General features: G+C 68.4%; 14 protein-coding genes. 5 read left to right on the top strand and 9 right to left on the bottom strand.

The window, feature by feature from the left end:
- Positions 1-16 precede the first annotated feature (16 nt).
- Complete coding sequence (locus tag ACLKOY_RS14955) at positions 17-778, top strand: YidC/Oxa1 family membrane protein insertase (RefSeq protein ID WP_436454363.1); 762 nt, start codon at positions 17-19, stop codon at positions 776-778.
- A gap of 12 nt (positions 779-790) precedes the next feature.
- On the opposite strand, the gene ACLKOY_RS14950 is transcribed toward ACLKOY_RS14955, so the two are convergent.
- Together ACLKOY_RS14950 and ACLKOY_RS14945 are read right to left on the bottom strand one after the other, a co-directional pair.
- Positions 791-1762 carry an EamA family transporter gene (locus tag ACLKOY_RS14950; RefSeq protein ID WP_436454362.1) on the bottom strand — a complete coding sequence of 324 codons (972 nt, stop codon included), beginning with the start codon at positions 1760-1762 and terminating at the stop codon, positions 791-793.
- Between the two features lie 44 nt (positions 1763-1806).
- On the bottom strand, positions 1807-2691 hold the full coding sequence (locus ACLKOY_RS14945; protein ID WP_436454361.1) for an SDR family oxidoreductase: 885 nt from the start codon (positions 2689-2691) through the stop codon (positions 1807-1809).
- Positions 2692-2934: 243 nt separating this feature from the next.
- Here ACLKOY_RS14945 and ACLKOY_RS14940 point away from each other — a divergent pair, with 243 nt between their 5' ends.
- Both ACLKOY_RS14940 and ACLKOY_RS14935 read left to right on the top strand, forming a co-directional pair.
- On the top strand, positions 2935-3456 hold the full coding sequence (locus tag ACLKOY_RS14940) for an FHA domain-containing protein (protein ID WP_436454360.1): 522 nt from the start codon (positions 2935-2937) through the stop codon (positions 3454-3456).
- A complete protein-coding gene (locus tag ACLKOY_RS14935; protein WP_436454359.1) occupies positions 3453-3983 on the top strand; it encodes a CinA family protein in 531 nt (176 codons plus the stop codon). The genes ACLKOY_RS14940 and ACLKOY_RS14935 overlap by 4 nt, the downstream gene beginning before the upstream one ends.
- Before the next feature lie 70 nt (positions 3984-4053).
- Here ACLKOY_RS14935 and ACLKOY_RS14930 read toward each other — a convergent pair whose 3' ends face one another.
- The 6 genes from ACLKOY_RS14930 to ACLKOY_RS14905 all read right to left on the bottom strand — a co-directional run bounded on the left by ACLKOY_RS14930 (position 4054) and on the right by ACLKOY_RS14905 (position 10735).
- Complete coding sequence (locus tag ACLKOY_RS14930; protein WP_436454358.1) at positions 4054-5142, bottom strand: alcohol dehydrogenase catalytic domain-containing protein; 1089 nt, start codon at positions 5140-5142, stop codon at positions 4054-4056.
- A gap of 9 nt (positions 5143-5151) precedes the next feature.
- Positions 5152-5877, bottom strand: a complete 726-nt coding sequence (locus ACLKOY_RS14925) for an HAD family hydrolase (protein WP_436454357.1) — start codon at positions 5875-5877, stop codon at positions 5152-5154.
- Positions 5874-7022: a TIGR03364 family FAD-dependent oxidoreductase gene (locus tag ACLKOY_RS14920; RefSeq protein ID WP_436454356.1), complete on the bottom strand. Its 1149-nt coding sequence runs from the start codon at positions 7020-7022 to the stop codon at positions 5874-5876. The genes ACLKOY_RS14925 and ACLKOY_RS14920 overlap by 4 nt, the downstream gene beginning before the upstream one ends.
- Positions 7019-8755 carry a phosphonate ABC transporter, permease protein PhnE gene (phnE, locus tag ACLKOY_RS14915; protein WP_436454355.1) on the bottom strand — a complete coding sequence of 579 codons (1737 nt, stop codon included), beginning with the start codon at positions 8753-8755 and terminating at the stop codon, positions 7019-7021. The genes ACLKOY_RS14920 and phnE overlap by 4 nt, the downstream gene beginning before the upstream one ends.
- Positions 8752-9597 carry a phosphonate ABC transporter ATP-binding protein gene (gene phnC / locus ACLKOY_RS14910; protein WP_436454354.1) on the bottom strand — a complete coding sequence of 282 codons (846 nt, stop codon included), beginning with the start codon at positions 9595-9597 and terminating at the stop codon, positions 8752-8754. Before phnC ends, phnE begins: the two co-directional genes overlap by 4 nt.
- 208 nt (positions 9598-9805) lie before the next feature.
- Entirely contained in the window at positions 9806-10735 is a 930-nt protein-coding gene (locus ACLKOY_RS14905) for a phosphate/phosphite/phosphonate ABC transporter substrate-binding protein (protein WP_436454353.1), read from the bottom strand.
- A gap of 170 nt (positions 10736-10905) precedes the next feature.
- Here ACLKOY_RS14905 and ACLKOY_RS14900 point away from each other — a divergent pair, with 170 nt between their 5' ends.
- The gene (locus ACLKOY_RS14900; RefSeq protein WP_436454352.1) at positions 10906-11649 is read left to right on the top strand and encodes a GntR family transcriptional regulator; all 744 of its coding nucleotides are present in this window, start codon (positions 10906-10908) and stop codon (positions 11647-11649) included.
- 334 nt (positions 11650-11983) lie between these two features.
- Here ACLKOY_RS14900 and ACLKOY_RS14895 read toward each other — a convergent pair whose 3' ends face one another.
- Positions 11984-13126, bottom strand: coding sequence for a sensor histidine kinase (locus ACLKOY_RS14895; RefSeq protein WP_436454351.1), 1143 nt, complete (start codon positions 13124-13126; stop codon positions 11984-11986).
- Between the two features lie 226 nt (positions 13127-13352).
- On the opposite strand from ACLKOY_RS14895, the gene ACLKOY_RS14890 reads away from it, so the two are divergent.
- The gene (locus ACLKOY_RS14890) at positions 13353-14006 is read left to right on the top strand and encodes a response regulator (RefSeq protein ID WP_258184287.1); all 654 of its coding nucleotides are present in this window, start codon (positions 13353-13355) and stop codon (positions 14004-14006) included.
- The last annotated feature ends 19 nt before the right edge of the window (positions 14007-14025 follow it).

The raw sequence follows: 14025 nt of genomic DNA, 5'->3' as shown, positions 1-14025 counted from the left end.
ACACGAACGGACTTCCATGGACATCTTCGCCTTCCCACCCCTCACTTTTCTGCTCGATGCGGCGTACGGCGCCCTCGCCGGGCTCTCCTCGCTGCTCGAACCTGTCGCCGGAGCATCCGCCGCAGCCCTCGCTGTGGTGCTCGTGACGATTCTCGTGCGCGCCCTGCTGATCCCCGTCGGCGTCTCACAGGCGAAGGCCGAGCAGACCAGGGCGCGCCTCGCGCCCCGGCTGCGCGAGCTGCAGCGCCGACACAAGAAGAACCCCGAACGCCTGCAGAAGGAGATGCTCGAGCTCTATCGCTCCGAGAACACGTCTCCGTTCGCCGGCATGCTGCCTGTTCTCGCGCAGGCGCCGGTCGTCGGCATCCTGTACACGCTGTTCATCCGCCCGGACATCGCGGGGCACCCGAACGACCTGCTCACGCACGACCTGTTCGGTGCGCCGCTGGGAACGAGCCTCGTCTCGGCCGTCTTCGGCGGCACGGCGACGCCTGAGACGCTGCTGGTGTTCGGTGCCCTGATCGCCGTGATGATCGCGGTGGCAGAGATCACGCGGCGGGTGTTCCGACCGGCCGCGGTCGACGACGACTCGCCGCTGAACTCGCCCACCATGCTGAGGGTGACGAGCGCTCTGCACTACCTGACAGCCGTGTTCGCCGTGTTCGTGCCCCTCGCGGCCGCGCTCTACCTGACGGTCACCGTCGTCTGGACGCTGGTGCAGCGCATGCTGCTGCGGCGACGCTATCCCCTGCCCGTGCCGGCTGCGGTCACGGGCTGACGGTTCGGGTGATCAGTCGGGCAGCGGGATCGGGGCCGTGAAGGGCCCGGGCTCGTCGTCGCGGTCCGCGTCGTCGGGTACGGCATCATCGTGCCGCCCGGCTGCGGCCTCGTCGCGACGCCGCTGACGCCGCACCCCCAGAGTCGTGCCCACGCTCGCCGCGACGACGAGTGCGATCGCGAGCATCCTCAGCGGAGTCGCCGACTGGCCGAGGATCAGCCATCCGGCGAGCGTCGCGAACGCGGGCTCGAGGCTCAGCAGCACGCCGAACACACGCTGCGGCAGGCGACGGAGCGCTGCGAGCTCGAAGCTGTAGGGGATCACCGACGACAGCACGGCGGTGACGGCGGCGAGCAGCAGCAGCTGCATGTCGCCCGCGACGGTGACGGCCGCCGGCACCCCGACCGGGATCAGCAGCACTGCAGCCACGACGAGTCCGACCGCAAGGCCGCTGGTGCCGGGGATGATCGCACCGACTCGCGCGCTCATGCGGATGTACATGGCCCAGAAAGCCGCTGCTATCAGGATGAAGACGACGCCGAGGGGGTCGAGCGGCTCGGCGCCGATCAGTCCGTCGACGCCGAGGAGCACCATGCCGAGCAGCGCGACGCCCACCCAGGCGGCATCGGCCAGGCGCCTGGTCAGGACGGCCGCCAGCACCAGCGGGCCGAGGAACTCGATCGCGACGGCCGGCCCGAGCGGGATGCGGTCGATGGCCGCGTAGAAGAAGCCGTTCATCGCCGCGAGCGCGACTCCGAACAGCACGGCGGCGAGCCACTGCGCCCTCGTCCAGCGCACCGGCCGCGGGCGAACGATGACGACGAGCAGCAGCGCCGCGATCGCGACGCGCAGCGACGTCACGCCCCACGGACCGAGCACCGGGAACAGCTGGGCCGCGACGGCCGCGCCGAACGGCAACGACAGGCAGGAGCAGATGACGAGTGCGACGCCCACGAGCGGGCGGGACGACGCGGACTGCTTCACCCCGCAAGCCTACGGCCGGCGGAGATCCCGGTGAACTCGGGCGGTCAGAGGTGCTTGCCTCCGGTGACCGCGAGCACTGCCCCCGACGTGAACGACGACTCGGCAGAGGCGAGGTACACGTACGCGCCGGCGAGCTCGGCCGGCTGTCCCGCCCGGCCGAGAGGCGTGTCGGAGCCGAAGGTCTTCACCCGCTCGTCGCTCCACCCGGTGGCCGGGATCAGCGGCGTCCAGATGGGCCCCGGGGCCACGGCGTTCACACGGATGCCGCGCTCGCCCGCCTCCTCGGCGAGCGCCTTCACGAACGCGACCTGCGCGGCCTTCGTCATCGCGTAGTCGATGAGGTTGGGCGACGGCTCGAAGGCCTGCACGGACGACGTCACGATGATGCTCGCGCCCGGCTCCAGATGCGGGTACGCGGCCCTGGCCGAGTACAGCAGACCGAACAGGTTCGTCTCGAACACGCGGCGCAGCCTGTCGGTCTCGAGGTTCTCAAAGCCGTCGATGTCGTGCTGGTAGGCGGCGTTCAGCACCAGGATGTCCAATCCGCCGAGGCTGCTCCTCGTCTCGGAGACCACCTCCGTCGCGAAGGCCTCGTCGCGCAGATCTCCCGCGAGGCTCAGCCCTTGCCTGCCCTCGGCGCGGACGAGTTCGATCGTCGCATCGGCATCCGACTGCTCCTCGGGCATGTGCACGATCGCCACGTCGGCTCCCTCGCGGGCGAAGGCGATCGCGACGGCCCGGCCGATTCCCGAGTCGCCGCCCGTGATCAGGGCTCGACGGCCCTCGAGCCGCGCGTGTCCCACATACGACTTCTCACCGTGGTCGGGCACAGGGCGCATCTGATCGGTCAGCCCCGGCTGGTCCTGCTGCTGAGCGGGGAACTCCTCCTGGCGGTGCTGGCTGCGGGGGTCGGGCGTGCTGTCTGCCATGGTGTCTCCTCTTCCTCGCGACGGGCGACCACCGTTGGTGGCGCGAGTCGGGCGTCAATCGAGAATCGCGGCCTCTCGACGCCCTCGGCAGGGGGTTGACAACCTGCGCCTCGATCGACGATCGGGGCAGCGAGGATCGGGGACCGGAAGATCGGGGAACGGGTGAAGACCGCGGCCGAAGTCAACCCCCTGCGAGCGAATCCTCGGTCGCATATCCTGACAGGGACTGCGAGGAGACCCACCATGAACGCACGACACATCGACGACCGTTCCGACGAGGGCTACACCCCCACGACTACCCACGCCGAGTTCGGCGAGGGCAACCCCCGGCTGCGGGTCACCCGCGACGGAGAGCGCACGGAGTTCGCCCTCGAGGTCGACGTGGTGCGCATCGGCTCGGCCGCCGACAGCGAGCTGCGGCTCGAGGGTGCCGACCCCGTGCATGCGACGATCACGCACGACGACCGCGACGAGTACGTGCTCGAGCTGCACGGCGAGGGCGAGATGAACAGCAACCCCGACGCCACCGCCACGCACCCGGGTGACCGTTCCCAGACGCTGCGCACAGGTGCGCGCTTCACTGTCGGAGAGTGGGAGCTCGTCTACGCACGCGACGAGTTCGCCGACCACGGTCGCCCCTTCGGCGGACGCCTCGGTGGCGAGTACTCCGACCAGCCGCTGCAGCCGCCGCGGCCCGACTACTCCGACGAGGCGAACATCGAGTCGGACGCACCGACCCACGCCGACTCCGCTGACGAGAAGTGATCGCAGAGCAGTCGTCGCTGGATCGACTGAGCGAGGTCGCCGCTGAGCGCGAGCTGCGCATCTGCGTCGTCGAATCGCTGACCTCGGGTCGTCTGGCGAGCGCGATCGGCGCGGGCGACAATGCCGGCGACTGGTTCGCCGGCGGCATCGTCGCCTATCTCACCGACGTCAAAGAGAACCTGCTCGGTCTCCCACCGGGAACCGATCCGTGCTCGGCCGAGTGCGCCGAGCACCTCGCCGAGAGCGCGCGACAGCTGTTCGACGCCGACGTCTGCATCTCGACCACCGGCGTCGGAGGCCCCGAGCCCGAAGGCGGGCACGATCCCGGCACCGTCTTCCTCGGGTGGGCGACGGGCGACGGAGTCGGTCATCGGATGCTGGCGCTCACCGGCGATCCGCAGGAGGTCCTCGACGAGACGGTCGACACCGCGATGCGGCTGCTCGCCTTCCACGCCGAGGGCATCAGGCCCGCAGGCCCCCGTCGCTCAGGGACGTCGTCGTCCGTGCAGGACGAGCGAACCGACTGAGAGCCCTCCGCCCTCCGTCGGATCCCCGCTGAGTTCAGCCCTGAGTTCAGGGCCGGGTTCAGCGCCGGGTTCAGCGTCCCGGCACAAGTCCGATGCGCAGCGGCGCACCGGGAGCGGATGCCGCGGCGATCGCCTCGTCGATGGCTGCGAGCTGCCGCACCTCGCCGACCGCATCCGCGAACGGGTAGGCGCGCCCTCGTCCGGCGAGGAATCCGACGGCCTCGGCCAGTTCGGTTCCGGTGTAGTTGTGCACGCCGGTGACGGTCACGAGTCGACGCACGATGCTCTCGGCGTCGAAAGGTACGGGCTCTGCGGGGAAGACGCTTCCGACGAGCACGACCGTTCCCCCGGTGCCGACGCCGGCGATGGCCTCGGACACAGCATGCCCCGAGGCCTCGATCACGATGTCCGGATCGCGGTCGATGCGGCCGGCGCCGAAACGTGCGGCCAGCGCGAGTCGTGCGGGCACGGGGTCGAGCACCTCGACCGTCGCGCCCTGCTCCACGGCGATCGCGGCGGCGGAGAGTCCGACGAGTCCCGCTCCGTGGATGCGCACGGCTGCGCCCTCGAGGTCGTGGTCGCGCGCTGCTCTGGCGACAGCGGCCCAGGCGGTCGCGGTCGCGCACGATGCCGGCGCGAGCACCGAGGCCGGCAGCGACTCGGGCACCCGCACGATCGCGGTGCCCGCGCGCACCTGGACGTGCGTGCCGAAGGCCCCGGTGAGGTCGCCGTGCACGCCTATGCGGTCGTGGCCGTACTTGCCCAGCGTGCGGCACTTCTGCGGCACGCCCTGGGCGCACCGGTCGCAGGCGCCGCAGGAGATCGTGACCGACCAGACCACCCGGTCGCCGATGCGCACGGATGTGCCGTCGACGGCGAGCGCCCCGGCGTCGCCCATGGCGATCACACGCCCGACGCTCTCATGGCCGAGCACCAGCGGCACAGGCGCCGATCGCCGCCCCTGCACGGTGTGCACGTCGGACCCGCAGATGGTCGACATCTCGACCGCGACCAGCACGTCGTTCTCGCCGAGAGCGACACCGGGCACCGCGATGGTCTCGTGCGGGTGGCCTTCGCCGATCCACACCATCGCGGTGGCTGCGGGGCGCAGGGCGACGTCGCGGCGATGGCCGGGGGGTCGGATCAGCACGGTTCCCATGTCGGCCCCTCAGGCGGTGGGCACGAGCGGAAGCAGCCCGCGCTCGGCGAGGGCGCTGCGAAGACGCGTCACGTCCGGGAGCACGACATCGGCGCCGGCGAGCTCGAGAGCACTCGAGTCGTGGGCACCCGTGAGCACGCCGGCCACGAAGCCGGCACCGGCACGGCGTCCTGATTCGACATCGCTGACGGTGTCTCCCGCGACGGCGATCGACGCGACCGACGAGGTCTGAGTGCGCAGCAGCGCCGTGAGCACGAGGTCGGGAGCAGGGCGGCCCCGCCCCGCATCGACCGGCGAGAGCGCCAGGTCGACGAGGTCGTTCCATCCGAGACCGTCGATCAGCGCATCGCGGGTGACCGGCGCGAACCCCGTCGTGAGCACGACGGTCAGACCGGCATCCTTCAGGCTCTGGATCGCGTCCGCAGCCCCGGGGATCTCGGTGACCCCCTGCTCGGCCACGATCTCGGCGTAGGCGCCCTCGAACGCCGCCGTCGCCTGTTCGGCTGCCGCCCGGTCGCCGCCCGCGAGATGGGTGAAGACCTCGATCTTCGACTGCCCCATGGTCGCGCGCACGTGGGCGAGCGCGTCGTCCCATGGCATCCGATCGGCGACGCCGGTGCGCTCGGCGGCGCGCTGGAACGCCTGCTCGACGACCCCGTCGTCGAGCACGGTCGTGCCTGCCATGTCGAGCACGACGAGTTCGAGTGCCGGAGGTGCGGAGAGGTGAGTGGTCATGAGGTTCCTTCCATTGCAGGTGCCCACCCGAAGGCGGCGGTGACATTCTCTTCGGCGAGCCCCAGACCCGTGGTCATTCCGATGCCGGTGGTCGCGGCGAGCACTAGCACCCCCTCCTCGACCCTGTCGATGAGGAAGTCGTGCGGCGCCTTGGCATAGACACCCTGCCAGCGCTCCAGCACCCGCGGTGCCGGCATGTCGAACAGCGCCTCCGCCTCGGCGAGGAACGCGGTGAACGCCGCCTCCGGCTGGAACGGCTCCGGTGCGCTCGATGTGGCGTGCGAGTCGCCGATGATGAGCGTGCCGTCGGGCAGCTGCGTGTACATCTGATTCAGGTCGAGTGCCGCGAGATCGGGGCGCTCCGAGTGCAGGCGCTCCCGGAGGGCACCGGTCGCGGCACCGTCGGCGAAGCGTCCGTACCGCACGAGCGACCAGCCGGTCAGCAGCGGGGCCGCGAGCGGATGCCGGAACGTCACCGCCGCGCGCATCATGTCGAGCGCACACCGCTCCACGCCGGCGCGCTCGGCCACCTCGGGCAGCAGCTGGTCGACGTCGTGATTGGCCGCGACGACGACAGCGCCGGCCGTGATGGCGCCTCTCGTCGTCTCGACGCGTCGTCCCGTGACCGACGTCACCGCGGTGCGGAAGCGGAAGTCGACCCCGTGCGCGGCGAGGTGACGGACGATCGTTGCTGCGGCGGTGCGCGGATCGGTCTGCAGGTCGGTCTCGATGTGCGCGCCGCCGACGAGCGCCTCCGCACGCAGCGGGGCGAGACGCAGCAGCTCGTCTGTCTCCAGCATCCGGATGCCGCCGTCGGTTGCCGCCTGCTCGAGCACGGCGATCTCGTCTGCGTGACGAGCGGCGACCAGCGTGCCGGATTCACGCAGCCAGAAGCCCGCATCGTGAGCGAGGCGCAGCCACAGGTCACGGGAGAGGTCGGCGTAGCGGCGCGCATCGCCGGTCTGCGCACCGATGCAGAGATGCCCGAAGTTGCGGATCGTCGCACCGACCGGCGCATCCGCCCTGTCGACGACGATCACCGTCAGGCCGCGTCGAACCGCGGCATAGGCCGCGCCGAGCCCGATGATGCCCGAGCCCACGACGACGAGGTCCGCGCTGTGGTTCGCTCTGGTGTCGCGGTTCATCGGAACACCTTCCGCATCCACATCGCGAGTCCTTCGACGACGAGCACCGTGACGAGGATCATCAGCACGATCGCGGTCACCGTCTCGTAGCGAGAGCCCTGACTGGCGTTGAGCAGGTAGTAGCCCACGCCTCCTCCGCCGACGATGCCGAGGATCGTCGCCGCACGGATGTTCGTGTCGAGCATGTAGAAGCTGTGCCCGACGAGCGCCTGCATGCCCTGCGGCACGGTCGCCGACGTGTAGGTCTGCAGACGGGTGGCGCCGACGGCGCGGAGCGCGCGCTCGGGTCCGCGGTCGACCTCTTCGAGAGAGTCGGCGATCAGCTTGCCGAGCAGGCCGATGCCGCCGACCGCGAGGGCGATGACTCCCGCCTGCGCGCCGAGCCCGGTGATCACCACGAGCACGATCGCGAGGATCAGCTCGGGGATGCCGCGGATGCCGACGAGCAGGAACCGGGCGACGCCGCGTGCGCCCGGGCCGGGTGCGACGTTGCTCGCCGCGAGCGAACCGAGGATCAGCGACGGCAGCAGGGTGAGCACGGTCGCGGCGAGTGCGATGGCGATCGTGTCGCGCATGGCGGCGATCATCGCCGACGCCTCGTAGCTGCCGAAGGACGGCGGCCAGAACTTCGCGGCGACCTCGGGGAGCTTGCCCCAGAAGGTGAAGAAGTCGAGCCAGTTGATCTGACTGACGACGACGCTGCCGATCACGACGAGCACCGCGACGACGACGCCGCTCGTGTTGCGCACGCGCTCCGCCGTCCACGGCCGCCGCACCGCGGTCTGAGGGCTGGCTGCCCATGCGGGGCGTGCTGTCGTGCTCGTGTTCTCCGAGCCGCTGAGTCGCGGGTGGATGATGCGGTCGATCCACGACCGGGTCTGCCGCTGCTGGCCGAGCATCGCCCCGCGCACCAGACTCGAGACGATCTCCATCACGACGCACAGGATGAAGATGACCAGCGCGATGCCGAGTCCCTTGCCGTAGTTCAGCGATTTGAACGCGTACGACATCTCGAGCCCGAGGCCCGCCACGCCCACGTAGCCGAGCACCACACTGCCGCGCAGGTTGATGTCGTTGCGGTGCAGCACCGTCGCGACCCAGCTCGGCAGCACCTGGGGAAGGATGCCCGAGGCGAACTCCTGCATCTTCGATCCGCCGGCTGCGCGGATCGCGAGGCGGGGCCCCTCGTCGATCTGCTCGATCGCGTCGGCGAACATCTTCGAGATCATGCCGATCGAGTGGATGCCGATGGCCAGGATGCCGGGAAGCGTGCCGAGCGAGAACATGAGCACGAAAGCCATGGCGAGCACGACGTCCGGCAATGCACGGGTGAGGACTCCCACGAACCGGGCCGCGGCCCGCCAGCCGTTGCCAGGGGTCGTGTTGGAGGCAGCGAGGTAGGCGATCGGCACCGAGAGCACTGCGGCGAGCAGCGTGCCGACGAGCACGAGCCCCACGGTGAGCGCGATCAGCCACGCGAGATCGGCGGGCTCGGGAAACGAGAGTCCGCCGACACGGGCCATGAAGTTCTCGGCGTTGCCCCAGCTCTGCACCATCGCCGGGATCGAGATGCCGACCTCTTCGACCGCGAGGATGCCGAGCACGAGGAGAGCCACCAGGGTGAGTCCGGCGGCGATGCGCTCGGCCGAGATCGGTCGCCGCGGGGCGCGATCGGAGACGGTGGAGTATCCGGGAGTCGCGGGCGCCGCGGGTGCGTCCGAGAGCACGCTCACGAGACCCGGGCCTTGTCGATGTCGGCGATGTCGACCGTGATCTCGGTGAGCTCGTGCTGCACGGCACGGATCTCTGCGGTGGTCGTGGCGACGCGACCGTAGATCTCCATGACCTCGGCCTTGGTCAGGTCGCCGGTCGGTGTGTCGAGCACGATCTCGCCGTGGCGCAGACCGACGATGCGGTCGGCCCACGAGATCGCGAGGTCGACCTGATGCAGGCTGCAGACGACGGTGAGGCCCTCGTCTGCGGCGATCTCGCGAATCAGCGCCATCACCTGATCGCTCGACTCCGGGTCGAGCGAGGCGACGGGTTCGTCGGCGAGCAGGATGTCGGGCTTCTGCATCAGAGCGCGGGCGATGGCGACGCGCTGCTGCTGACCGCCCGAGAGGGTGTCGCTGCGCTGGTAGGCGCGGTCGAGGAGTCCGACTCGGTCGAGGTGCTCGAGGGCGCGCAGCTTCGCCGCTTTCGAATAGCCCCAGAGCCCGAGTCGCGGTCCGCGGATCTCCGACAGCGATCCGGTGAGCACGTTCTCGAGCACGGTGAGCGAGGGCACGAGCTCGAACTGCTGGAAGATGAATCCCACCCGACTACGGAGGCGGCGCAGCGCCTTGCCCTTGAGCGTCGGCACCTGGGATCCGAGCACCTCGATGTCGCCGGACGTAGGGACCTCGAGCCCGTCGAGATGGCGCAGGAGTGTGGACTTGCCCGAGCCGGAGAGTCCGAGCAGCACGACGATCTCGCCACGCGACACCTGCAGCGACGCATTCTTGAGCGCCGTCGTCGAGCCGAAGGTCTTCGTCACGCCGTTCAGGCGGATGAGGGCATCGGATGCCGTGTTCATGTCAGTTCTCCAGTGTCTTCGCGTCGTGCTCGGGGCTGGTCGAGTCTCGGGGGGTGTGCTCGGGGGAGCTGGTCGTGCTGGGGCTTGCGTGCTTGGGGTGCTGGTGGGGTGTGACGTCTGCGGGTGAGCGCCCTTCGTCTCGGTGCTCGCGTGGAGCGAGGCGATGAGACGAAGGGCGCTCGGCCGACTGCGGGTCAGCGACCGGGCGTCAGCCCTGGCACTGCTCCGCTTCGGTCTCCTTGCAGATGTCGCGGATGAGGTCGTAGTACGCGTCGTCGACCGGCTTCGTGGCGAAGAACACGCTGCGGAAGGAGTCGCTGTCAGCGCTGTCGATGCCGGCGGCGATGATGTCGTCGATCGTGATCTCGGAGAGGCCGTCGACGAGTTCCTTGGCGACGTCGTCGGGCAGCGCCGACGCGTAGACGAGCGGAGCACCGGGCACCATGGTCTCGTCGATGACCTTCACGGCATCCGACTTCGCCACCTCGGAGTCCTCGGCGAAGCCGACCTCGCACTCGACGCCCTCGCCGACCTTCTGCACGCTGACGTCGTGCTTGCCCGCGAAGACCGGGGTGATGTCGGTCTTCGGGTCGATGCCCGCCTCGAGCAGGTTGTACGAGGGGAAGAGGTAGCCCGAGGTCGAGGACGGATCGACGAAGCAGACCTTCTTTCCCTTGAAGTCCTCGATGCTCGAGATGTCGCTGTCGGCGGGCACGATCGCCTGCGAGTAGTAACCGGGCTCCTGGCCCTCTTCGGTCACGATCGACGAGATCGGGGTGAGCTTCGCACCGTTGTTCGTGGCGGTGACGTAGGTGAAACCCGAGAACGAGGCCACGTCGACCTTTCCGGCGACGGAGGCTTCGATGAGTGCCGCGTAGTCGGTGGACTCGTGGTACTCGACCGACTTGCCGGTGATCTCGGCGATGTAGTCCATGAGCGGCTGGTAGTTCGTCTCGGTGTCGACCGAGTCGGGCACGACGCCGAAGACGAGCGTGTTCTCGTCGACTGCGAAGCCGCTCGTGGTCGACGATGCGTCGGCGCCGGACGCGTCGGTTGCATCAGCCGAGCCTGAACAGGCCGCCAGACCGAGCGCGAGGATCGCGGCACCGGCGAGTACGGGGAGAGCGCGGAGCTTCATGAGGACCTTTCAGAGTGGGAGGGGGTGATCCACGAGCAACTCTGACAGGACAACGGTCGAGATATATACCTAACTTGCAAGAGTTCAAGGTCCGTTCACCCGGTTGTTCCCCGGATGAACATCGACAGAACGTGGCACCCCCCTTCGAGGCCACCAAGTAGTATGCCTATGTGGCCGAAGCTGTATACACCCAGATCGCAGACGACCTGCGCGCCCAGATCGCGGCGGGCGCTCTGCGCCCCGGCGACGACGTGCCCACCGAGTCGGAGCTCGCCGAACGCTGGCACACGTCTCGCGGCCCCATCCGCAACGCCCTGGCGGCTCTGCGCAGCGAGGGCCTGATCGAGACCGGACGCGGCCGCCCCGCTCGCGTCGTCTCCCGCAAGGCGAGTCAGGCCGTCGACATGTCGGTGCCGTTCACGCGCTGGGCCCGCGAGCTCGGCGTGACTCCCGGCGCGCAGACGCAGGAGCTGAGCCTTCGCCGGGCAGGCGACCGCGCCGAGCTTCTCGGCGTCTCCCCCGATGACACGATCGTCGGCGTCGTGCGGCTCCGCCTGCTCGACGGTCGGCCGACGATGCTCGAGCGCCTGTTCTACACCGAAGCCGTGGGGCGCCGACTGCTCGACGTCGACACCGACGCGATCTCGATCACCGAGTACCTGGGGTCGGTCGGGCACCCGATCGTCGGACTCGAGCACCAGATCGACGCGGTCGCGGCCGATGATCAGGATGCCGCTCTGCTGCGGGTGCCACAGGGGACGCCGATCCTTCGGCTCAGCCGGATCTCTCGCGACGCGAGCGGACGCATCTTCGAGGCGTCCGAGGATCGCTACCTCAGCGAGGTGGTGCGGTTCACGGTCGCAGCGTCCGGGATCTCGACGGACGGGCACTACATGCGCGCGGTGGGCGGCTAGGAGCCAGCCTGTCGACGTCGATTCCTCGACGGGGAGAATCCTCGGAGGGAAGAACCCTCGGAGGGAAGAAGCCGATCGCGAGCGCGCTGGGGATCAGATTCCAGAGATCGCGCTCGCGATCACAGCGCTGGGGATGCGCTATTTCTGGGGTATGCCCAATGTATGCTCCCGGCTACACCATGGAACACGGTCTATAGTCGAGACCTACCCTGGACTTTCGTCTACTCATTTAGCCAAAACCCGCGGAATTCCGCGGTTCTGCTTCCAGAGTACCGGTATACCAGTTGGGAATCCGGCCGAATCTTGTCGCCGAGATGCCGGAATACCGGTTCGGTCAGACGATCGGCAGCAGGGCTGACACGACCCAGCGTCCGTCTGCTTCTCCGGCACTGAACTCACCGCTGGCGCCGAGGACGCGCTCGGCCATGCGCCCGACGCCGGTGCGGCTCGACGAGAGCTCGCGACGCGGCGTGACAGAGAGAGGGCTGCTCACCGTCAGCTTTGCGGAGTCGTCATCGATGTCGAATCGGATCAGGACTTCGCCCTCGCCTGCGTACTTGAGGACGTTGGTGGCCGACTCACGCAAGATGCGCGCGAGGATGATCTCGGCCGCGCGTGGGATGCGCTCGTCAGAGGGGTCGCCGTCGACGATCACGGCGTGACCCGCGGATTCGAACTCCTGCTGGGCTTCGTCGACGGACGCCGCCAGATCACCCGAGGGCATGCCCTCGGACCGGGGTCCGTCGTCTGCGAGGTCGATCACGAAGCGGAGATCGGTCATCGCCTTGCGTGCGGCGATGCGGATCGCCTCCTGCGATTCGCTGCTGGTGCGATCGTCGTCGAGCATCTGCACGTGCAGCGCCACCACCGTGAGGTGGTGCGCGATGCTGTCGTGCAACTCGCCGGCGATCCAACGTCGCTCAGCGAGTACTGCCTGCCGTTCCTGCTCGGCCTTCTCAGCCAGCTGCACCTCGAGCGTCCGCCCTCGGGCGAACGCGATGCGAAGTGCGAAGCCGACGGCACCGGATACTGCGGCGCCGACCAGGAAGATCGCGATATTGAAGGCATCCCTCGAGTCGCCAGTGACGACCAGTGCGGATGCGAGGAGGAAAACTCCGGCATAGGACAGGACCAAGGAGGTCCATCCCAGACGCACGATCAAGCCTGCCGCGAAAGCGGCGGTCGTGAGCACCTGGGCTTCGATGCCGGGGATGAAGGAGAGTGCGAACACCACGCCGAGGGCGTATGTCGCGATCAGTGGCGACCAGAGATACAGGGCCAAGACCGCGGTGGATGCGATCCCGAGTGCCGCCGTCAGAGGATCCAATCCCGGAGGAAGGAACAGTCCGACGATGTCGAAGGTGACGATCGTTCCGACGACCGCCAGTACGGCGATCCGTTCGATCGTGCTGAGCTTCTCGCCCTTTCCGAGTCGAGTGACGTCTGCGCGTTCACCCGCCGGAAGACTTGAAGCCATACTTCAGTATCTCCTTTCCGCCATATAGATTAACGGTAGAAGCCGAAAAAGAGTCCAACCTGGTTCCAGAAAGACATAGAGATTCACCTCCTTTATTGCACTTTTGACTAGCGATGTACTCATCTTCTCGGTGATCTTCTCGCACCACATCTGCCGCACGTCTAGACCTCGATAGCCAAAGGTCTAGGAGATCGCGCCGCAGGTCCACCCCGGTTAGGCTTCGTCCATGTCCCAAATCCGCGTCGTGATCGTCGATGACGATCCCCTGGTGCGCTCAGCGCTCTCTCACTTCGTTTCACGAGACCCCGAGATCACCGTGGTCGCTGAGGCGGAGTCCGGGCTCGAGGGCATCGAGGTGGTGGGGCGCGAGCATCCTGATGTCGTGATGATGGACGTGCAGATGCCCGAGATGAATGGGATCGAGGCGACTGCTGTCATCAGTGAGCGATGGCCCGAGGTGAAGATCTTGGCCGTCACCACGCTCGACGGCAGTGACACCGTGCTCCCTATGCTCAGTGCGGGTGCATCGGGGTATCTGCTGAAGGATTCCAGCGCTGCGAGCATTCTCGAGGGTGTGCGGGAGGTCTACAGCGGAGCGAGCTCACTGTCCCCGCGCATCGCCTCGCTGCTGATCAAGCACGTGCGCGACACGGAGCCGGTCGGTGGAGACGACTCGCTCGAGGCGCTCACCGATCGCGAGCAGGAGGTGCTGCAGCGTCTGGCCCAGGGAATGTCGAATGCGGAGATCGCTCGCACACTGATCGTGTCAGAGGGAACGGTGAAAGCGCATCTGGGCCGCATCATGTCGAAGTGGCACGTTCGCGATCGAGTGCAGATCCTGGTCACGGCAGCGCACGCCGGCCTCGTCGACTTCCGCTGAGACCGGATTCGCTGAGACC

Origin of the sequence: Microbacterium sp. K2 (assembly GCF_051365005.1) — a bacterium.
GTDB lineage: Bacteria > Actinomycetota > Actinomycetes > Actinomycetales > Microbacteriaceae > Microbacterium > Microbacterium foliorum_B.
Note: the sequence above shows the minus strand (reverse complement) of the source record. Positions and strands in the feature narration are given on the sequence as shown.

Bases quoted from the DNA above. Each gene is read 5' to 3' on its own strand.
- ACLKOY_RS14955 (WP_436454363.1), top strand. From the start codon at position 17: ATGGACATCTTCGCCTTCCCACCCCTCACTTTTCTGCTCGATGCGGCG.
- ACLKOY_RS14895 (WP_436454351.1), bottom strand. From the start codon at position 13,126: ATGGCTTCAAGTCTTCCGGCGGGTGAACGCGCAGACGTCACTCGACTC.
- ACLKOY_RS14925 (WP_436454357.1), bottom strand. From the start codon at position 5,877: ATGACCACTCACCTCTCCGCACCTCCGGCACTCGAACTCGTCGTGCTC.
- ACLKOY_RS14905 (WP_436454353.1), bottom strand. From the start codon at position 10,735: ATGAAGCTCCGCGCTCTCCCCGTACTCGCCGGTGCCGCGATCCTCGCG.
- ACLKOY_RS14945 (WP_436454361.1), bottom strand. From the start codon at position 2,691: ATGGCAGACAGCACGCCCGACCCCCGCAGCCAGCACCGCCAGGAGGAG.
- ACLKOY_RS14930 (WP_436454358.1), bottom strand. From the start codon at position 5,142: ATGGGAACCGTGCTGATCCGACCCCCCGGCCATCGCCGCGACGTCGCC.
- ACLKOY_RS14920 (WP_436454356.1), bottom strand. From the start codon at position 7,022: ATGAACCGCGACACCAGAGCGAACCACAGCGCGGACCTCGTCGTCGTG.
- phnC (WP_436454354.1), bottom strand. From the start codon at position 9,597: ATGAACACGGCATCCGATGCCCTCATCCGCCTGAACGGCGTGACGAAG.
- ACLKOY_RS14940 (WP_436454360.1), top strand. From the start codon at position 2,935: ATGAACGCACGACACATCGACGACCGTTCCGACGAGGGCTACACCCCC.
- ACLKOY_RS14890 (WP_258184287.1), top strand. From the start codon at position 13,353: ATGTCCCAAATCCGCGTCGTGATCGTCGATGACGATCCCCTGGTGCGC.